Genomic DNA, 21969 nt, shown 5'->3' with positions numbered 1-21969 from the left:
AACTATAACATTTGATTAGGATTAGTCAACACTGCCTAATGGTACCAACACCCGGTTTTCCTCATTGCTAACATCGGCATAAACTTCAAGTCTGTGAACCTGATAAGCAAATTCCCGGTATTCGATTCCTGCAAATTGGCAGAAGGCTTCCATAACCAGTTCCGGTTTTAGATTATTAACACTTCCGGTTGCAAGCTGCATATATACTGTAATTCCATTGATATAGGAATCGGCTACACTGTCTTTGATACCAGAAACAGAAGTCTCTTTATTAAATTCAGAACTCTCTTTATAAAATTCAGAACTCTCCTCCCTAAGTTCTGAATTCCTGATGGTCTCCTGAAATTCCTTCTCACCAAAAGCGATATGATAAATCAGGGGTTTAATATCCACTTCATTTTCACTCTTTTTGGATTTCTTGGTTACAACAAGGGTTTTCTGATTATAAAAGTCCTGAAACTTCTCCTCAAAAACCATCTTATCCATATAGTCATAGCCATCTTTTACAGAAACTAAGTAATCGGCTCCGGCAACACTGGACATGGCATTTTTGCTGTTATCGGATAATTGCTTAAAATCCACGACCTGGATGAAATCATTCATAGCTTCGTTAATCTTATCGATCATGACTTTAGGTGCCTCACAGCTAAGGAGTGAGACATCTAAATATTCCCCATCACTAGTCAGCCCCACCCCTAAAGGTGCAGCAAAGGACATTAACTGATGAGGGCTGAAACCTTTGGAATACTCCACATCAATATCTGCACGGCGGAAGGCTTTTTGAAAATACCTCATAACATCCAGATGTCCTATGAATTTTAAAGGACCTGATTTTGTAAATTTCATACGTACTTTCATCTTAAATTACCTCCTGTCCTCTCTCTTCATAGCAAACACCGCCGTGAAAAACCTTGGCTCCGCAATCTGCACAGGCTTTTCTGCAATTTGGGGTAACCTTTTCACTAATTCCACGATTGTATTCTCTCCAAAGGAATTCTTTTGTAACACCTACATCAATAAAATCCCAGGGAAAGATTTCCTCCCGCGCTCTTTCCCGACTGGTATAAAATTCGATATCCAGGTTATTTTCTTGAAAAACCTTTAACCAGGTTTCATATTTGAAGTATTCGGACCAGGAATCATACAGACACCCCGCTTTATAGGCATCGTAAATAACCTTCGAAAGCTTTCTGTCCCCTCTTGCAAATACTCCCTCTAAAATACTCACTTCCGCTTCATGCCAGTTATACTTAATACTTTTTTTGTTTAACTGTTCATTGATTTTTCCGCGGAGGTAACGCTGTTTCGTCAGATATTCCTCAGGCTTGTCCATTCTTGCCCACTGAAACGGAGTAAAGGGCTTTGGTACAAAATAGGAAGTACTGGCGACAATGCTCACTTTACCATTTCTCTGATCCTTTGGAATTGTATAATATTCCCTGGCAATTTTATCGGAAAGAATTGCAATACCTTCAATATCTTCCTCCGTTTCTGTAGGAAGTCCTAGCATAAAATATAATTTAACCCGGTTCCAGCCGCTGTTAAAGGCAGACATCGCACCAGTCAATATATTTTCTTCCGAGAGACCTTTATTAATGACATCCCGAAGTCTTTGGGAACCGGCCTCCGGCGCAAAGGTCAGACTGCTTTTTCTCACATCCTGCACCTTGCTCATAACATCCAGAGCAAAAGCATCAATCCGAAGGGAAGGTAGAGAGATATTGACCCCTTTAGAGCTGAATTCTTCAATCAGATAATAAACCAATTCCTGTAGGGCTGAGTAATCACTGGAGCTTAAAGAACTTAAGGATATCTCTTCATGACCGGTGGCTTTTAACATCTGATATGCATAATCCTTTAAGAATTCAGCATCTCTTTCCCTGATTGGGCGGTAAATCATACCTGCCTGACAGAAACGGCAGCCTCTGATACAACCTCTTTGGATTTCCAATACAACTCTGTCCTGGGTTACCTTTATATAAGGAACCAGGGGTTTTTTCGGATAAAAGGTATCGCTTAAGTTCATTTCTACCTGTTTTTTTATTTTATCCTTGGCATGTTCATTATTTTTTGTAAATGATTTCAGGGTATTGTCTTCGTTATATTCTGCTTCATAAAAGGACGGTACGTAGATACCTTCAATTTCAGCTATTTTTTCCAGGAATTCTCTTCTGGTTCCACCCTTACTTTTATTATCCTTATAGGCGTCTAAAATCTGGTCATACACCGTCTCTCCTTCACCAATGTAAAAGAAATCAAAGAAATCTGCAATAGGTTCTGGATTATAAGAACAGGGTCCGCCTCCAAGGATGATAGGATCCTCTTCTGTCCTGTCTTTTGCATAAATTGGTATCTGGGATAACTCAAGAATTTGCAGGATGTTCGTATAACACATCTCATATTGAAGGGTAATACCCAAAAAGTCAAAATCCTTAATTGGATCCTGGGATTCCAATGCGAATAAAGGAATCTGTTTTTCTCTTAACACCTTATCAAGATCCACCCAGGGCGAATATACTCTTTCGCAATACGTATCTTCCCTGCGGTTAAACATATCATATAATATCTGAATTCCCAGATGGGACATACCAATCTCGTACACGTCAGGAAAACACATACAAAAGCGTATATCAATCTTGTCCAGCTCCTTCATAACCATATTGATTTCGTTACCAATGTATCTGGCCGGTTTATCAATGGTCATAAGGATTTCATCGGAAAGTGCCAATCTTTTCATTTTTTACACCCATTGCATATCGCAAGTTTACTTGCGATACTGCCACAAATATAACTGGTTGAAAGAATCATAATGTGGCATCCTTTCTATTCTTTTAATTTCTTTCAACCTTTACACCCATTGCATATCGCAAGTTTACTTGCGATACTGCCACAAATAAAATAGGATAAAGAATCTTATTGTGGCGTCCTTTCTTTTCTTCTTTTCTTTTTTACACGGATATAAAATCTCTAAAAAACACATTGGTTAACATAATATTATTATGTGAATCAATGTGTTTATTTCAAAAATAATATCATACCCGGTTAAAGTTCCAATTAAATCGCCATTTATTATTATAACTTATAATAAAGGAAATTACAATTTATTATTTACTATCCGTTTTTACAATCTTTTCGTATAAGGAAACAAAAAAATGCTCCGCTTCATCAATGGTTTGATTAGAGGAAACCAGCTCTTTAATATAGTTACTGTCAAATGTTTTTATTTTAACATCAAATTTGTCAATAATAAAAATAGTTAAAAACAATAACATTGCACAGATAACACGGATTAACAGAGACTTTATAGTAACAGGGGCCATTTTAATACCAGTATCCGCAAAATCAGACTTATGGTAATCTTCCGCCTTATCCCAGGTCTTCATTTTATCTGTATTTATATATCCTTTATTTTTATTACCTCCATGATTTCTATTGCTGCCATTGGGGCTTAAGTTTCTTGTACAGCTTTCCCTGGCAAGCCTGATATACTCGTCTCTGGATACAGCCTGTAAATGCTCTTGATTGTCCATATTTACCCCCTTTTGCTTTTCGCGAATGCTTTTCACAAATTTCTACCGCAATTCGTCTCATAAATATACTTGCGATACTGCCACATAATAAATTTTGAAAGAATCGTGTTGTGGCATACTATCAGTTATATTTTCTTTCAACCTGCCCGACATGTTACTTTTTTAAAGCGGTCCTGGCAATATGTAGATATCCTCTAAAAATGTTGCTTTTCTATATAGCTTAAGCTTTCACTTCCAAACGGATAAATCTTCCGCTATTTAGAACCGCCATTTATTTTTACTTCTGATATTAAAATATATTCCATACTTGTTCAATTTTATACCAATTTCCTTTTACTTCTTGCTATATTATTCTGCTTCTGCTATAGTAAGAAAGTCAAAAAATACTGATAGCAGAGTAGGATTTTGTGCGTTAAGTGTCACCGGAACGGGGAGTTGTCCGGTGAACGAAAAGTTATCTTGCGGTACAAAATTCGCATCCCGCTGCTACATGATAGGCATTTACCTTCTCGTAGTGGCAATATTTTGCGACATTAAAAACGAAAAAGGAGGTAGATTATGCAAATTTTGTTCTATTCATTTACAGAATCAGCAAAGGAATTAAAAAAGGTACTTACCTTGGCTGTCACTGCCATACTAACAGCTATGAATACGGTTTTAGGACTGTTTACCATTATGATAGGTGAATTTATTAAGATCGGCTTCTCTTTTTTAGCAATTGGAACAGCCGGAATGGTGTATGGACCCGTTGTTGGCGGGCTTTTAGGCGGTATGGGTGATATTTTAAATTATCTGATTAAACCAACCGGACCTTTTTTCCCGGGTTTTACCTTGAATGCCATACTGACTGGCATCATTTATGGGCTTTATCTTTACAAAAAGCCATTAAGTTTAAGAAGAGTCTTTTGGGCAAAACTAACTGTTGTTATCCTGGTAGATTTAATTCTGACGACCCAGTGGCTGTCTGTTTTATACGGAAAAGGTTTTTTAGTTTTATTGCCTATGCGTACATTAAAAGCTATTATTATGCTCCCCATAGAAACCGGAATTCTTTATCTTGTATTAAACCGGGTAGCAGCGGTCTTTTCAATGAAACTTACTACTGCATCTGCGAAACAGTAACCTGGCAGTATAAATGAAATTCTTTGATTCCTGACGTTTAGGATCATAAGTATCCAGCCTCTTTGGGTAAAACTCCTTTTAATAGAAGTGAACCAAAAGAGACTGGATATAATTTTATAACCTGCATATAGTACCAGCACCGGTTCTTTGTCACTATTCTCCTTCCCGGGTTTGCCCTGAGCTGTGGGGATTTGCTATTAAAAAGTTGAAAAATAGGAAAATATCATTTATAATAAAAAATAACTTATTGAAGGAGGAAATATACAATGTCAACCAATGTATATGATATTTTATTGGAACGTGGATTTATCGAACAAACAACCCACGAACAAGAAATCAGAGAATTATTAGGGAAGGAAAAAGTTACCTTTTATATAGGTTTTGATGCTACGGCCGACAGTTTGACAGCAGGTCATTTCTTGACCGTAATGGCAATGATGCATATGCAGAAAGCAGGGCACAGACCCATTGCCCTCCTTGGCGGCGGGACAACCATGATAGGTGATCCTACCGGTAAATCCGATATGAGAACCATTATGACCAAAGAGACCATCCAGCACAATGCGGATTGCTTCCATAAGCAGCTCGCCAAATTTATTGACTTTGATAATGATAATGCTATTATTGCCAATAATGCGGACTGGCTGTTAAATCTAAATTATGTGGAATTCTTAAGGGAAGTCGGAGTACATTTCTCCGTTAACAAGATGCTTACCGCAGAATGTTATAAACAAAGAATGGAAAAAGGGTTAACTTTCTTCGAATTCAACTATATGATTATGCAATCTTATGATTTCTTAAAATTAAACCAGCTCTACGGCTGTTCTTTACAACTTGGCGGTAATGACCAGTGGTCCAACATTTTAGGCGGCGTTGATTTAATCCGCAGAAAGGAACAAAAACCAGCATTTGGTTTAACTTTTAAACTCCTTACCACCAGTGAAGGTATTAAGATGGGCAAATCCATGAAGGGTGCTGTTTGGCTGGATCCAAATAAAACCTCTCCTTATGAATTCTATCAGTACTGGAGAAATATTGAAGACGTTAAAGTGGAGGAATGCTTAGGTCTTCTAACCTTCCTGCCTATGGATGAAGTACGCAGATTAGGTGCTTTAAAAGATGCTGAAATCAACCATGCCAAAGATGTATTAGCTTTTGAAATCACCAAAATTGTACATGGGGAAGAAGAAGCAACGAAAGCGTTAGAGGCTTCCAAGGCATTATTTGGCGGTGGTATGAAATCAGAAGATATTCCCACTACTACTTATACACAGGAACAATTTACAGCAGGTATTGACCTAATCACCTTATTAGTTGATAGTAAAATGGCAGTGTCCCGCTCCGATGCCAGAAGAACCATCGTTCAGGGCGGTGTAACCGTAAATGATGTTAAGATTACGGAGTTTGATAAAGTATTTACAGACAATGATTTTGATTCGGACGGAGCATTACTGGTAAGAAAAGGTAAAAAAGCATATCATTGTTTTAAAGTAAATAAATAAACCTTGAATAGGAGTGATTAAAATGCCTTGGTGTCCTAATTGTAAAGAGGAATACGTAGATGGTATAACAGTCTGTGCAGACTGTGGAACGGAATTGGTTGAAAGTTTACCGGAGGCACCGGAGTTTAAGACTTTCATGGAAACAGAGAAAGAATTATTCGCCAAAAAATTTGTAGAGTTTTTGCATTACTCTGATATTAAAACCGCCAGTTATGAATTTGATGAAGAAAAACAGCAATGGGTGGTCATTATTGAAGAAAAATTGGAAAAACAGGTAACAAAACTTTATAAAGCTTTCTATTCCGTTGAATCGGAACATGCACTCTCCTCTTTTCAGGGGAAAACCTCAAACAAGAAAAATGATGAAGCTGTGGAATCTGAAAATGATGAAACAGAAGCTGAGGATTACTTTAATGAAGAAGAGGCTGAGGAATATTTTAACGATGATTCCTTCGGAGATGAGAAGGAGGATGCTTCATTGTCTGAGAAGGAAACGATTGATAGTGATCGTTTTGATATCGACAATTCTGATATGGATAGTACCGATATTGATTACAAAACCATGTTCAGTGAAGAAGAACTTCAGGATATTGTTAAAAGCAAACAACCAAAACCGGTTATTCCTACTGCTTATGTAAAAAAAGAGGAACAGTACAAGGATTTAAAATCCTCCGCTTCTACGTTTATCATGGTATCCCTGTTAGGACTTGCAATCGTGGTATTGAATCTGGTTGGTATTATTCATATATTTAACGGACCAATGCCCTATATCGTTATGACTCTCCTGCTTTTGGCCTTTTTATATATAGGAATCACCTCCTATACAAAATCTAAAAAGGTACAAAAGGAAATTGAAGGTGAAAATAACGTAACAGAAACCATCAATAACTGGCTGGCTCAAAACGTAACCGCAGAACAATTAGACGATTTAACAGACCCTAATGAAACAGCCGAAATCCGTTTCTTCCATAAGCTCGAAAAGATGAAAGAAATGATAACTGAAAAGTTTGGTGAACTGGATGATTCTTATTTGGATCTATTGGTTGAGGAATATTATAACGAGAATTTTGAGAAATAATTTAGTGTGATAGTTTCACTGTAATTCTTGTGTGGCTTTCAAGTTTTTGATGGGTTGGTATTTGCTTAGAAATTAAGATATCAGTACTTATACTATTATGTATAAGAAAAAAATGAATTCTGTGTATAATAAACATTACATGGGATTCATTTTTTTAGTTCTAAAACCCTTATAATTCGCAGCAAATGTCACTGTCGATAATGTGTTTGAAATTAAACCGATTACTGAGCTTTAATAGTAATAGTTGAAGAGTCTATATTCTATAACAATTCGGATGACAAGATTCCACTAAGTATTAGTATAGGCGTAACAGTTTATAAACGTTTTAAAGAACCTTATATTTAAAACTGAATATATTACTAATATGGAGAATGTCGAAATAAAGTAAATCACGTCGATGTATCCATATTAATTCAGAGGATTATTCGAATTATCCAAATTATACTGAGGGAATAGTCCTTTGTGAAAGGATGGTTATAATGTCCATTGCCAATTTAATTGTGAACGGTAGTTTTGAGACAGCAACATTTCCTCCTTGGATCGCTTACGCAGCAACTATTACCTCACAGTTTACCCATAGTGGTATTTTCGCCGCAGAACTGACAGGCGGACCATCGAATTCAAACATTACACAATTAATACCTGTAGTTCCTGGGCAGCAATATGAGTTCCTGGTTTCACTTTCAAAAGTAAATTCCAATCCTAGTCCGGGTATATCTATAAGTATTGCATTTTTTAACGGAAGCTTTTCATACCTTGGGCAAGGACTCACTATGATTATTCCGGTAAATTCACTACCGGACATCAGTGGAAAAGATTGGACAGAAATATATGCAACAACAGAACCCGCTCCTCCTGGTACGGTACAGGCCATTATATTTATTGGTACAATTCCTCAGATAGGTACCTCCAATGTGATTGTTGATGATGCCGCTCTGTTAGTAGCAGAAGGAGGTCAAATCGGACCTACTGGACCTACGGGACCTACTGGACCTACGGGACCTACTGGACCTACGGGACCTACGGGACCTACTGGTCCAATTGGGAACACCGGACCGACAGGACCTGCTGGCTCAATTGGAGATACCGGACCTACGGGACCTATTGGCTTAAATGGCGACACTGGACCTACGGGACCTATTGGCTTAAATGGCGACACTGGACCTACCGGACCGACTGGCTCAATTGGAGATACTGGACCGACGGGACCGACTGGCTCAATTGGAGATACTGGACCTACCGGACCTACTGGCTCAATTGGAGATACCGGACCGACGGGACCTGCTGGCTCAATTGGAGATACCGGACCGACGGGACCGACTGGTTCAATTGGAGATACCGGACCTACCGGACCGACTGGTTCAATTGGAGATACCGGACCTACCGGACCTACTGGCTTAAATGGCGACACTGGACCTACGGGACCGACTGGTTCAATTGGAGATACCGGACCTACCGGACCTATTGGCTTAAATGGCGACACTGGACCGACCGGACCGACGGGCTTAATTGGAGATACCGGACCGACGGGACCTGCTGGCTCAATTGGAGATACCGGACCTACCGGACCTACTGGTTCAATTGGCGACACTGGACCGACCGGACCTACTGGCTCAATTGGAGATACCGGGCCTACTGGACCTATTGGCTTAATTGGAGATACCGGACCGACCGGACCTACTGGTTCAATTGGCGACACTGGACCTACCGGACCTACTGGCTCAATTGGAGATACCGGACCGACAGGACCTATTGGCTTAAATGGCGACATTGGACCTACCGGACCGACCGGCTCAATTGGAAATACCGGACCGACGGGACCTGCTGGCTTAATTGGAGATACTGGACCGACCGGACCTACTGGCTCAATTGGAGATACCGGACCGACGGGACCTATTGGCTTAATTGGAGATACTGGACCTACCGGACCTACTGGCTCAATTGGAGATACCGGACCTACTGGACCTATTGGCTTAAATGGCGACACTGGACCGACCGGCTCAATTGGAAATACCGGACCGACGGGACCTGCTGGCTTAATTGGAGATACTGGACCGACCGGACCTACTGGCTCAATTGGAGATACCGGACCGACGGGACCTATTGGCTTAATTGGTGATACCGGACCTACCGGACCTACTGGTTCAATTGGAGATACCGGACCGACAGGACCTATTGGCTTAAATGGCGACACTGGACCGACGGGACCGACCGGCTCAATTGGAGATACCGGACCGACGGGACCTGCTGGCTCAATTGGAGATACTGGACCGACTGGACCTACTGGATCAATTGGAGATACCGGACCTACTGGTCCTGGTGTTTTTGAATGGGGAGAATATATATTTTGGGCAGATTCTAACGCACCAGGTCCTGGTGAGGGAACACCTTCTGATCCTTACAATTCGTTGCAAGCTGCTATAACAGCAGCAACCAACAGTCCACAAGCAGTAACTTATGGCATGCGGGCACGCTTAATTATACTAATTGCTGCTAACTCCTCCTTTAATGAGGATATTGTCATCCCACCGGCCAGACATGTACAACTGATGGGACTTGGTCCCTGGGAACTGGGGGATGCCTCCCTTGCCAATTTTGCTTCATCCGTACCACGCAATGTCACTATCCAGACCAATGGAGCGGCTGAAGATGTATACCTCGTTCAAGGTCCGGCATTTGTTGCAAGACCTGTAACGGTAATCGGTACTTTGAATAACGGAATGTCTGGAAGTACCCATACTAACTATACCGATGGTGCTATAATCAGCGGTAATGTCAATTTCCTAAATACCGATCCGGTTGATCCATTTACCACCATTGAATTTCAGTTGTTAAATGCAAGGGTAGTAGGTAATATACAGCAGGACCCTGTCGATCCCCATATGGGCATCCTCAACATGTATCACTATCACAGTCGCAGCAATGTAATTAACCACAATGGTCTGCGGATACAGAGAATGTTTGACAGCCGGTCAGATGGAACAGTGAACGCTGCCGCATATTCCAATATTATGAACTCTCTTATTAGCGGCAACATGAATATTCCACAGGCATCGTCTGATGTACCGCCCACTGGGATTTTCAATAGCCAGTTCGGTACTATTACTTGGACCGGTCCATTAACGTTAGACGCTGCCTCTAATTATTATTTCGTTAACAGTGGATCTTCCTTAACCGGTACTAAAACTATTTTAAACAGTCTTATGTAATAAAGGAGCCCCTCAAAATAGGGCTCCTTTCATATACAACCTCAAAAAGCTTTGTCATTATTAGCAAAACACTGGTACAATAGGTTCTGGTAGAATTCTTTTTCTCATTATAGTCAATAAGAAATCTTATTCTGTATGAAGGTTCCATTATCTAAATCATCAAATGCCTTGTCTAATTCTTCTTTCGTGTTCATAACAATAGGTCCGCCCCAGGCAATCGGTTCATTAAGCCTTGTAGAACTTATAAATAAAACTTGGGCGTTTTTATCCGTAGCTTTTATCTCTACAGAGTCTCCTGTGGTAAGTTTAACCGCTGTCTTTTCCTCTATCAGCTCTCCACCGATATATGCCTCTCCTAAGAGGGTAAAAGCCATAACAGAGCGTTCATTCTCTGTATTTAAGATAATTGATGCATTCTGGTCAAGGTGCAAATCATAATAATCCAAAGGCAGATACTTGCTCTGATATCCTTTTCTGCCCTCATACTCTCCGGCCAGCAGTCTTAGCTTGACGTTTTCAAGACTGATTTCCTCAATATCTGATTTCTTGATACTATGATATGCCGGAGAAGTCATCTTATCTTTAGCGGGAAGATTAAGCCAAAGCTGTACACCAAGTAATCTGTCGGAGGGGGGGAGTTTTTCTTCGTGTAAAATTCCAGAACCCGCGGTCATCCATTGAACCTCTCCATCAGTAATGGTTTCCTGGTTTCCCAGACTGTCCTTATGGGTCATAGATCCCCGGAATACATAACTGACTGTCTCTATACCTCTGTGCGGATGCATTGGAAATCCAGCAGTGTAATCATCAGGATTTATACTATCAAAAGAATCAAGCATTAAAATTGGATCGTATTCCTGTACCGTCCCAATGCCTAAAACTCTGACTAAATTTACCCCGGCTCCATCCTGTGTTTTAAAACCGCGGACTTTTTGTTTTATTTTTCTTTCCATATGCCAGTCTCCTCGTCAATGTATTGCTTTTCAATGTATTACTTATCAATGTATTACTTATCAATGTAATTACTAGTATATGATAACTCCATAATTATAAACATGCAACAGTACTTTTTAAGGATAAGTAAACTTCTTAGTACAAAGTGTCAGTTAACAGATATGTTATCACCAGACCTTAGTGCTGACGCACCTAACATCAGTGACACGTTCCTCTTAAATCTAATTGCTCCCGTCCTTGTAAAAAGAAATAAGGATGGGAGCAATATAAATACAGTTATATGTAAATTCTCAGAATTAATTTAGCCATATTGCGGTGATTTTTGCTGCGTCAGATAATTATCTCAACACGCAATACTATTTATCTATTAGCATCATTATCTGTAGTATCATTATCTGTTAGTATCGTTATCTACTAGTATCGTTATTAGCATCCTTACTTATTAGCGTCATCAATTAATGCCTGCCAGGAGTCTGAAACTTGTTCTATCTTCTCTGCGGGGGTACTGCCTAATGCATAGGTATCCCAAATAATTGTACCCAGATCCAGTCCAAAAACGAAATCAGAGTAATCTGTATTCACAATTGCTGAATCAAACATCATTGTAAGTGTTTCATCAACGGCTCTTTCATCACGGAATTTGGTATAATATCCGTCTTTCCAGGAATCCTTATCATCTTCGTAGCCAGGTGTTGGATTGGTCCAAAGATTATAAGCAAAAGCAATTTTTTCTGCGGTTTCTTTATCATAGCAGGAAGGTATAACAGCAATGTTATCTCCAAAATAAACTTCATACCCCTGGGCCTTAGGACCTTTCGGGCATAGCACAAATCCCCAGTCATCTTCCATATCTGCCCAGGTACCGGTTCGGTATACTTCCCCAAACTGCATGGCTACCTTGGCATCATGAAAAGCGGAAATAAACCAGTCCCAGTTAGAATCGGCAGGTGTAGGCATCTCATAATTCTTTTGTATTAAACTAACTGCCCATTGTAAACCTTCGAGGAATTTCGGATCCTTCGTTCCGTTAATAAACTTGCCGCTGCTGTCCTTGTCAATATAACGTGCATCATTACTGGTAACTGCTCCTCTAAAAAAGTCGGATGAAAAGTTGGCCATGGCGTAACTATCCATTTTACCATCATTATTACTGTCAATGGTAAGAGCTTTACATAATTCCTCGAACTTACTCCAGGTCCATTCACCACTTGCCTGTAAATCATAAGGAAGCTCTGGATTCAGTCCGGCCTCTTCAAATAATCTCTTATTCCAAAATACACCCAGCTTTGGTTCCGGTTTACCGGCTGCCATCCCATATACACTATTGCCATAGGTTAAGGCGTCTAATACGGAAGTATTCCATTTGCTCTCTGTAAAGTCAAAGTTATCAAGAGAAGCCAAATCATAAATTAATCCATTTGCCAAGGGTTGGGCCACCCAGCCTCTTGCCAGGATAAACACCTGGGCAGCAGGGTCTTCTGCCATGGTAGAGGTAGTGAAGGTCTCCTGCATGGTTCCCCACTCGGCTACTGCCACTTGTTTCATCTTAAAATTGTACTTTTTCTGAATTTCTTCCCGATAAGCCTGGGTTGCTTCTTCCTGTGCAGTGGTAGGTGCAGACGGCTCAGCGGATGACCACCAGTCTCCAATCGTTATTTCCATTCCACCTAAATCCATAGCCGGTTCTTCTTTGGTAACCTCCTCGGCAGAGGTTTCAGTGTCAACCTTCTCTGTAACAGTATTAGCATTGCTGCTGCCGGTTTCACTTGTCCCCTTTTGCTTACATGCGGTGAACATTGACATGCATAAAGTAATAACTAACATTACTGCTGCCCATTTAACTTTCTTTTTCATCATACTATAATCCTCCTTAAATACATTATATAGTAAAGTGATTTTCACTTTCCTAACTCATATTGGGTTGATTCTCATTACTTTTATTGGTTGATTCTCATTACTTTTTTTGCTAAAAAATCAACTGCTGTTATCTTTCTCACTTTTTGTTACTTTAACTGCAAAGCTGTTTCTTTTTCACAGTTCCAGTCAATTACATCTTTAAACCAGTCTGGCTTAGGCTTTCAACGAAGCCTCGTTGAGCTACAATATAAATGATCAATAAGGGAATAATAGCCATTATCATACCGGTTGAAATCATCATCTGTCCGTAAGCGATGGAGGGTTTACTGCCTACACCGTTTATAACGGTTAAATACTCTGCCAGCAAACTTGTAATTGCTGGTAGTTTATTAGCTAATAGTGCGGTTTTACCAAGAAACATTTTAGAATAGAAGGAATCCGTCCACTGCCACACAAAAGCAAAAAGGAAACAGGAAGTCAGAATTGGTCTTGCATCCGGTAGCATGATACGAAGGAAGGTTGAAAAATTACCACAGCCATCCACATATGCCGCCTCTTCTAACTCCTTTGGAACACCCCTGAAATATTGTCTGATTAAGAAAATATATAATCCGCTTTTTAACCCCATACAAGTCAGGCATAGTAACATATAAGGAATTATGGAATTCTGCAGATTAATAGTACTTCCTGTCACTAATTTGAACAATCCGAATACATCAAAAAAACGAAAATTCAGATAAAGGGATGACATAATAGTCTGCGGCGGTATTATAATTACTAATAAGACACAGGCAAACCAAACGTTTTTAAATGGGAATTTAAATCTGGCAAATCCGTAGCCCACAATGGTACATGAGATGACCTGTAATATACTGGATAAGGTTGATATTCCAATGGAATTAAACAAGGCCTTCCAAAAACTGATCAGGCTGTTAACCAGTTTATAATTGCCCAGGGTGAAATTTCTGGGTAATACGATAATCGTAGGATCATATAAATCTTTCTCCTGCATAAAACTTAGTGATATCTTATTAAATAACGGTTGTAATATTAAAAAGCACAAACCGAATAAAAGTACGGCTCTAAGAATCTGGTATATCTTACGGGATATAATTTTTTTCAGAAGATAGCCGCCTGATTTTCTGTTTCTGATAATTATTTCCTTCCATTTATCTTTCATATTCATCCTATTCATAATAGTACACCCACCTTGAGCTTATTGCGCTAAATACCACTATTATCAGGACAACTGCCGCAAAGTAAATCCAAGCCATGGCGGAACTGAAACCATAATCCATTTTCTGTATCATGTTTTCACTTATTTTGGTCATTACCTCACTGTCCGTTTTCATAAAGAAATCGACGATGGTATAAATTACATTAACAAGAATAACCGAACTTACCATAGGTAAGGTAATCTTCCAGAAACTCTCCCAGGCAGTACAGCCTTCAATGGTAGCCGCTTCGTACATACTTTTTGATATAGTCTGTAAACCGGACAGGAATATAATAATCTGGATACCGGAGGCTATTACTACATCATAGACATTATTAACAATGTCAAATACCACAGTTAAGAACCGTTTTCCAAATCCGCTGTTAGATAAGATTTCTTCCAGAACGGTAGTGATATTAGCAGTCTGCGTATTATTGCTTATATATTCCTGCATTCCGGATAACAGGCTGTTGTTATATTCCAAACCTACCAGCACACCGGAAGAAAGAATAACGGGAAGAAAAAATATGGCACGGACCAAGCCTCTTCCTTTAAAGGATTGATTTAATAATAAAGCCATAAAAAAGCTAACGATTAAGGTAGTTGGCACCTGAACTGCCATTTTAGTCAGTTCCGTTGTTAGCAGCCTTGTAAATTCAGGGTCTACTAAAAAGGCCTTTTTCAAATTACTAAGTCCTGTGTATTCCAGTAAAAAACCACCGTTACCGATGCCCACCACAACATTGCTAAAGACCATCTGGAGAGATTCAAAAAGAGGTATAACCATAAAAGCAATAAAGCCAATGATAAATGGCAATATGAACAGATATCCGGAAAAGGCTTTTCGGGTTTGTAAATCTTTGTGTTTTTTCTTAACCATACAGTTTACCTCCTTTCAACCAAGTAATCTCGGGCAGGTACCTTAATTGTACCATCTGTATACTCGGTATTATTGTAATTGACATATACACGGGTTCCATCTTCATATGTAGTAATATACACGCCCTCTGCAAGAGGTTGGTGTTTGGTTATATACTGATTAAAACAGAATCCCAGTTCCTTTTCGTACCGTTGGTATATGGACATGGCATTTTCTTTCCACCTGTCATAATCTGCCCCAAAAAGATAGGTATAATTTGAATTCTGTAACTTGGTAGCGGCCTCCTTCATAAAAGTAAAAGATAACCCTGCACCATATTCAGCACTTTTTAAAAGTAACTGTTGATAATCACCGGACAGATTAAGTGAGGAACCTGTATAATCGATAAGACCATGAAGGGCTATTGCATAAAAAGGAACCATATAATCAATAATCTGATATTGTTCACCTGTTAAATCCATATCACTTATAAAGCTGGCATATGGTAAAGTATAAGCGTTTCCACCGTTTACCATAATCTTTGTGCCTTTTGCTGCTATATTTGCTAAAGCATCGATTTGGAGCTTCATGGATTTTTCCCGGGTAGTCAGATTCTTTGGGTTATAATCGGCATTCAGCCGGAACCCTATATCGGAAAATGCTACATTTATCTTATAATTTGCTGCATAATCCCCTATCGTCCGCATGTATCTGGCAGTTAACTGGGGTTTTAATAAATAATAAGGATCTTTCTCGTCTTCAAGGCCAAAATAGACAGGAGAAAAATCGTATAATTTAGCCACCTCACGGCTTGCGAATTTGGCACCCTGTCTATTAGGACTAAAGTTGTCAAATAAACCGTTATCATAGGCATAGCTGGCCATTCCCTCCAGATATACCGGAACGTTTAATTCCGTGGCAGCCTTTAAAAAGGACTGAAAATCCCCTTTGCTCCCCAATACCTTGAGAGCTTTTACTGGTTCAGGTATAGTCTGCTTGATTCCTCCGTTCATCCATCCATTGTACCGTAGGGAAAGGTTCTTCATACCGGAGGTTTTTAATTGCTGTAATATCTGAGTGGCTTCTTTATAATCAGTAAGCGCTACAGGAACTGATACCGGATAACCCAGGCGTTGTTTTATCTGGTCAACTGCTCCGATTAACGTAATATTGACAGGTATCCCTATCTCTTCTTTTTTGGTCAGTTCAGGATGCTTCTTAATAAGATAATCTCTGTAAGCAGCAGCCATATCGGAATAACTATCTGTAGTAAGGAATCGGTATCTTTGACGGATATCACCCTCTGGTTTTTGGGCTTCATATACGATTACAGACTTATCTGTTTTGGCGGATACATTTAAGGAAGCATAGTGTATAGTTGTATAAGAAACATCTGCGTAATTATAATTATGGTTTCTTCCGCTGACATCTGCCTCAATCGAAGCAAGAGTCTGATAATCCTCCAGCATACACAGCATAGAACTTCCATTCCTAGCGATACCAAATACCGGCAGGGAAGTTCTGTTCTCCGATATCAGGGAATCTCTAGGGACGGCACTGTCAATTCCATAGATTTCAGTAAAATAACTGTTTTGTGTTTTCTTACCATTGTTAAAATTTATAATACCGCCGTTCCCCTCCGGAACCAGAATAAATCCCTCATCCTCCGTGCTTCCAGCACCAAGATATGGCAAAACCTTAACCTTCGTCAAAGGATAATTCTTTTTCCACTCCATACTTTCAAAAGGGAGGCTTACCACTAAATCACCATCTTCTAAACGATATTCAACAGAAATATTAAAATATGGTTTTTCTGTAGTATTAGTACCAGAATATCTTGCCGCATCCACTTCGTAATCTTCTCTGGTATAGCCGGCTTTTTCAAAGAGTTTTTCAATATTCTTTTTTAGATATTCCTGTGTTCCTTCTCTTAATACAAAGACGTTTTCCTTCTCAAGGTCTGGATAGGCAGCTAGCAATTTTCCAGGATCATCCGTTGCCCGAAGGTTATTAATGTCAATTTTTCGGTAATAAGTATTAATTTTTTTCTGGGAGGAACTATCCATCTTATCTGTGAATTCCTTCATTCGGGATTCCGGTGCTGCTTCCGGTAACAGATATGCTTTTTGGACATCACCGACGGTATAGTTAACGCGTATGTAATCGTCTCCATGTTCAATTGTATAGAATTTCTTTTGGATACTATAAGAGAAATTATCCAAAATTGTAGTAATGCCTGTTTCGTTGGTATACTCTATAATAAAAGTAGATTGCAGGTATTTTATATTTTGTGCATTTGCAGTGGTATCCTTAGCACCATCGAAAGGATTTGAGTCCCATACAGAATTGTTCACTTTATTAAGCAACTGAAAGTATGTATTGTTCCCATCCAGAGTAAGTTTTAATTTATCATCCTCCAGAGTGTATGACTTATTTTCTTCTGCATAGGAATGGGTATCCATGGCTTTGTCTTCTGGTGCTGTTGCGGAGCAGGCCAAAAGGGTGAAAGCCGAAAATAAAGCTAAGCCTATTATTGTTAAGCGTTTCATATTCAGCCCCCTAATCAGTAAAATCGGAATAGTATTTCTTTATATAAAGAAATAAAGTACGCCGCTGCATCGGTTACCAAACTGAAGAACAATAAAAAGATAAATATCATCAAAATCATACCCAGTACGGTAACTGCTATTGTAATTAGTGCTTTTCCCAGGGAGTAATCATGTATCATCATTACAGCGCTGATAATTAATATACCGCACCAGATTTCAGAAAAAGTATTGATATAATAATAAAAAGCCCCTTCTTCCATGGTCATAAGATTACTGATAAATATCATGGGAAACTGAATCAGAACATAGGGGGTTAAGGCATATCCTATGCCCATATGGATTTGTTTCATCGTACCTTTTCCATCAAACAAAGTGGTTAAAGCCCAATTTGCCACACAGGATAAAACAATGGGAATTAAAAACCCAAGTATAATACGCGCAATATTAACATACTCCCAAATAACCTTCATAAATAAAAAGCTGGTATACTGTAAACGCATTACATTCGTAAACAACGCCAGTATTATAATAATATTCGCAGCGGCTATAGAACCTCGTTTTTCATGCGTCAGATCCCAAAAGCCATCTAAAGGATGAGTCGATACATAAAGGGAATAACGCAAGGTTTTTCCTATATGTGAATAGTCAATTCTTTTTAAGGTTCCGGCTATATTCATTCTTCCTCCACCTCTCTTTTCACTTTTTTAATAAACCCGATGAAAGAAGGAAGTATAATGATTATGAAGAATCCCCCCACAATCCATCTGATATTACGTTCAATCCATTCCTTCCGATAATATTGAAACGCTTTTGAATAATTTTCTTCATCATACTTTAATTTAAAATACTCCATTGCTTTCTTATATTCTCCCTGTCTTAACAAAGAGCGACCGATACCTATATAAGCAAGGTCATAATTACCGTTCTGGGTTAATACCTCTTCCCAATAGTCAGCGGATTTATCATAATTACCTAATTTGTACTCACTTAAGGCATCACTGATTAATTGACCGTATTGGGTAAGACCCATAACGGTAATACTTACACTGGCAGAATCCAATATGAGCAAATCACTTTCCTGGTGTTCAAGGGCGGTTGGATAAAGAAAGCAGCCCTTTTTGTTACCCAGACTTCCAAAGGCATATAAAAGGTTACCCTGATAATCATAGCCAAATATACGTCCTCTCGTTCGGTCAATAGCAAAATAAGTATCATTATCAAGTGCTGTCACATCGATAAATTTGGAGGCGCCGGATACACCTGCGGCATTACCCCAGCTAAGGTCACCGATTGGAGGAAATTCACCGTTTTTAACTAAAATATCCGTACCCATGGAATTCAGTTTTCGGATTGGCTTCGCTTTATCCTCCCTTAATTCATTTTCTTTAAATGCAGAAGTGGTACAATAGATAAATTCATCCGGATCCAGCGACAGGTTATTATATTCCGTAGGCACGAACTGCTCCATCTGTTCTCTTTGTTTTTTCGTAGCAAGCAGTTTCCAGAAATAATCAATAATATTGAACTTTACTTCATTGGCACCAATAAAACCGGAAAATTCACCGTTATTTTTGTATTCTACAAAACCTTTATTGTAATTCTTTACAAGTACAATCGCTCTGCCGGATCGGTCAACCACTACTTTAACCGGCTGGAAACTAGAGGTCTGATCCACCGTTTCGTCTACTGGACGTATCAGCTCTTTTACCAGTTTATAATCCGGGGTTAAATGTACTACCCGTTGATTTCCTGTATCACAGATATAAAAATCACCTTTTTCCGTTACAAAGATATCCTGAGGACCGGAGAATGTGTTAACTGAGGATTCACTGGTAAATTCAGTCAGGATATCCACTACCTGATAAATACCCTCTTTTTTTTCTATCATGACGATCCGGTTATTTCCCGTGTCACAGACATAAATGAAATTATTTCTAACAAATAATCCCTGAGGATCGGAAAAATCGCTAATCCCAAGAGCTGCGCCTGTAATCATCTCCTTCGTCTCATAAGCATCCGGAGATTCCCTTTCAAGCCCCCACCAATCATAGGTATAGGTATATTTTGTAGTTTCCGCTGATACTGTTATTGGTGGGAACAACAGTAGTACCATAAAGCAGAATAGAACTGCTGCAGCACTATTTCTCTTCATAGTCTCCTCCTTAATCCTTAATACCAGAACTTGCCATTGTTTCAATTACATTGCTTTCCACAACAATAAAAGTGGTTATGGGCACAATCATCATGACCAAGGTTACCGCTGCCCCAACACCTGCCCTTGCGATACCGCCGCTTACAATCTGCTGCAAGGCATATGGAAGGGTTTTTAAATCCTCGGAATATATAAAATTAGAGGCTCTCACATTCCACAAGGCCTGTATAGAAAGAATCATAAGTGTCAGCCAGGCAGGGCGTACCATAGGCATTACGATGGTTGAGAATATACTCCATTCTTTTGCCCCGTCAATTTTAGCAGCTTCAAGTAAAGCATCCGGAATGCCTTCCATATACTGCTTCATCAAAAACAACCCCATAGGTGATGCAAAGGCCGGTATAATTACCGCCCAGGGTGTATCCACCAGGCCAATTTTAGACATCACCAGATAGTTAGGGATTGCAGTAACATATCCGTTAAACATGAGTGCGGTTACAACGATTCCAAAGAAAGTCTTACTCCCCGGGAACCGGTATTTGGCAAGTACATAAGCTCCCATGGCGGCTATAATAATATGTCCCGCCGTACCTAATATGGTAATAAATACCGTATTAAACAGATATCTGGAAAATGGCACCCAGGATTTACTCATAATAACAAAGAGATCCTGAAAATTATCAAAGGTAGGATTTTGTACAAACAGCCTGGGTGGATATACAAAAATTTCATTAAGAGGTTTAAAGGCACTGTTAATGGCATAAACCAAAGGGAAGGCCATAAACAGCCCGAAGAAGATCAGCATTAAATAAATGCCGAAATCCCCGCCTCTGGAGCGATTGGGTTTTCTTCGTTTTATATGTTTTTTAGATTTCATAGCTCTCTTCTCCATTTATCTGATTTAAGTTCCTACTCTCCTGAGCATAGCCTGAATTATTTTATTACAAAGAATCATTACCATAAATAATAAGGTTGCAATGGCGGATGCATACCCCATTTCAAACCGGATGGAACCATAATCGATAAGGTGGGTAACTACAGTCTGGGTTGCATAATCGGTACTTGGAAAACCGGTAAGGGCTACCGGTACATCCGCAATACCAAAGGATTGGGTAATTGTCATAACCGCACCAAACATAAGCATGGGTTTCATACTGGGAAGTGTAATATACCATAGTTCCTGCCAGCGGTTTTTCACTCCGTCAATATAACCCGCTTCATACTGAGCTTTATCAACTCCTTGTAAACCGGCTACAAATGCCAGGAAGCCGGTTCCAAGACTCATCCAGAGACTTACGATTATTACAACCATCAGCATATACTTAGGATTGGTCAGCCAAAGTATCGGTGCACCAATAAATCCAAACTTCATTAAAAAGGCATTAATATAGCCATAGGCATCACCGGAAAACATAATAGCCCAGATTAAAAATACCTGTCCGGATATGGTAGGGGCATAAAAAATTACAATGGCGAAGGCCCTTAAATATCTTGGCAGCTCGTTAATGAACCAGGCAAACAAAAAAGCTGCCATATAGCCCACGGGACCGGTAATTGCTGCTAAAAGAAAGGTGTTTTTGACAGCGGTTAAGAATACATCATCAGCCAGCAGCAGGTTTATATAATTCTGGAGTCCGATAAATCTTGGTGGTTCCAATATGTTGTAATATGTAAAGCTTAAAATCAGAGAAGTGACAACGGGTACAACATAAAACAACACAAATAGTATGGCGTAAGGTGCTAAGAACAAATAATATGTCTTAGCTTTTTTAGCCTGTTTCCATGTGATAACCATATCTTTTCTTTTCTTCCTGATATACTTCTTTATAAAGGTTCTCATTCTTATACCCATTGCATACCGCAAGATTAGCGATACTGCCACAAATAAAAGTGGCATCCTTTCATTCCAAAAATTTTAGAACTTCTGTAAATCTGAATATA

At 39.3% G+C, this 21969-nt stretch carries 16 protein-coding genes and 1 riboswitch; of the genes, 4 read left to right on the top strand and 12 right to left on the bottom strand.

Features of this window, described 5'->3' with window-relative positions:
* Window positions 1-21: 21 nt before the first annotated feature.
* From QA584_RS13680 to QA584_RS13670, 3 genes are all read right to left on the bottom strand, one after another.
* Entirely contained in the window at window positions 22-858 is an 837-nt protein-coding gene (locus QA584_RS13680; protein ID WP_278275052.1) for a TIGR03936 family radical SAM-associated protein, read from the bottom strand.
* A gap of 1 nt (window position 859) precedes the next feature.
* Window positions 860-2737 carry a TIGR03960 family B12-binding radical SAM protein gene (locus QA584_RS13675; RefSeq protein WP_278275051.1) on the bottom strand — a complete coding sequence of 626 codons (1878 nt, stop codon included), beginning with the start codon at window positions 2735-2737 and terminating at the stop codon, window positions 860-862.
* 367 nt (window positions 2738-3104) lie between these two features.
* Entirely contained in the window at window positions 3105-3530 is a 426-nt protein-coding gene (locus tag QA584_RS13670) for a hypothetical protein (protein WP_278275050.1), read from the bottom strand.
* Between the two features lie 391 nt (window positions 3531-3921).
* Window positions 3922-4018, top strand: a riboswitch (THF riboswitch).
* Window positions 4019-4088: 70 nt separating this feature from the next.
* Here QA584_RS13670 and QA584_RS13665 point away from each other — a divergent pair.
* The 4 genes from QA584_RS13665 (at window position 4089) to QA584_RS28855 (ending at window position 10441) form a co-directional block, all read left to right on the top strand.
* Entirely contained in the window at window positions 4089-4652 is a 564-nt protein-coding gene (locus tag QA584_RS13665) for a folate family ECF transporter S component (protein WP_278275049.1), read from the top strand.
* Window positions 4653-4918: 266 nt separating this feature from the next.
* On the top strand, window positions 4919-6154 hold the full coding sequence (gene tyrS, locus QA584_RS13660) for a tyrosine--tRNA ligase (RefSeq protein WP_278275048.1): 1236 nt from the start codon (window positions 4919-4921) through the stop codon (window positions 6152-6154).
* A 22-nt stretch (window positions 6155-6176) separates the two neighbouring features.
* Window positions 6177-7232: a hypothetical protein gene (locus tag QA584_RS13655; protein ID WP_278275047.1), complete on the top strand. Its 1056-nt coding sequence runs from the start codon at window positions 6177-6179 to the stop codon at window positions 7230-7232.
* Window positions 7233-7711: 479 nt separating this feature from the next.
* Complete coding sequence (locus tag QA584_RS28855; protein ID WP_331487930.1) at window positions 7712-10441, top strand: NTTRR-F1 domain; 2730 nt, start codon at window positions 7712-7714, stop codon at window positions 10439-10441.
* A 113-nt stretch (window positions 10442-10554) separates the two neighbouring features.
* Here the strand turns inward: QA584_RS28855 and QA584_RS13640 are convergent, their stop codons facing one another.
* From QA584_RS13640 to QA584_RS13600, 9 genes are all read right to left on the bottom strand, one after another.
* A complete protein-coding gene (locus QA584_RS13640; RefSeq protein WP_278275046.1) occupies window positions 10555-11394 on the bottom strand; it encodes a pirin family protein in 840 nt (279 codons plus the stop codon).
* A gap of 436 nt (window positions 11395-11830) precedes the next feature.
* Window positions 11831-13252, bottom strand: a complete 1422-nt coding sequence (locus QA584_RS13635) for an ABC transporter substrate-binding protein (RefSeq protein WP_278275045.1) — start codon at window positions 13250-13252, stop codon at window positions 11831-11833.
* Between the two features lie 190 nt (window positions 13253-13442).
* Window positions 13443-14447: a carbohydrate ABC transporter permease gene (locus tag QA584_RS13630; RefSeq protein ID WP_278275044.1), complete on the bottom strand. Its 1005-nt coding sequence runs from the start codon at window positions 14445-14447 to the stop codon at window positions 13443-13445.
* Complete coding sequence (locus QA584_RS13625; RefSeq protein WP_278275043.1) at window positions 14440-15348, bottom strand: carbohydrate ABC transporter permease; 909 nt, start codon at window positions 15346-15348, stop codon at window positions 14440-14442. Before QA584_RS13625 ends, QA584_RS13630 begins: the two co-directional genes overlap by 8 nt.
* A gap of 5 nt (window positions 15349-15353) precedes the next feature.
* A complete protein-coding gene (locus QA584_RS13620; RefSeq protein WP_278275042.1) occupies window positions 15354-17876 on the bottom strand; it encodes a DUF5696 domain-containing protein in 2523 nt (840 codons plus the stop codon).
* A gap of 14 nt (window positions 17877-17890) precedes the next feature.
* The gene (locus QA584_RS13615; protein WP_278275041.1) at window positions 17891-18553 is read right to left on the bottom strand and encodes a YIP1 family protein; all 663 of its coding nucleotides are present in this window, start codon (window positions 18551-18553) and stop codon (window positions 17891-17893) included.
* Window positions 18550-20028: a hypothetical protein gene (locus QA584_RS13610; RefSeq protein WP_278275040.1), complete on the bottom strand. Its 1479-nt coding sequence runs from the start codon at window positions 20026-20028 to the stop codon at window positions 18550-18552. The genes QA584_RS13615 and QA584_RS13610 overlap by 4 nt, the downstream gene beginning before the upstream one ends.
* A 10-nt stretch (window positions 20029-20038) precedes the next feature.
* The gene (locus tag QA584_RS13605) at window positions 20039-20905 is read right to left on the bottom strand and encodes a carbohydrate ABC transporter permease (RefSeq protein WP_278275039.1); all 867 of its coding nucleotides are present in this window, start codon (window positions 20903-20905) and stop codon (window positions 20039-20041) included.
* Window positions 20906-20929: 24 nt separating this feature from the next.
* The gene (locus tag QA584_RS13600; protein WP_278275038.1) at window positions 20930-21868 is read right to left on the bottom strand and encodes a carbohydrate ABC transporter permease; all 939 of its coding nucleotides are present in this window, start codon (window positions 21866-21868) and stop codon (window positions 20930-20932) included.
* Window positions 21869-21969: the final 101 nt, after the last annotated feature.

The sequence above is a fragment of the Anaerocolumna sp. AGMB13025 genome, assembly GCF_029689925.1.
Lineage (GTDB): Bacteria > Bacillota > Clostridia > Lachnospirales > Lachnospiraceae > Anaerocolumna.
The sequence above is the reverse complement of the archived record's forward strand: the minus strand, read 5'-3'. Positions and strand labels throughout refer to the sequence as shown.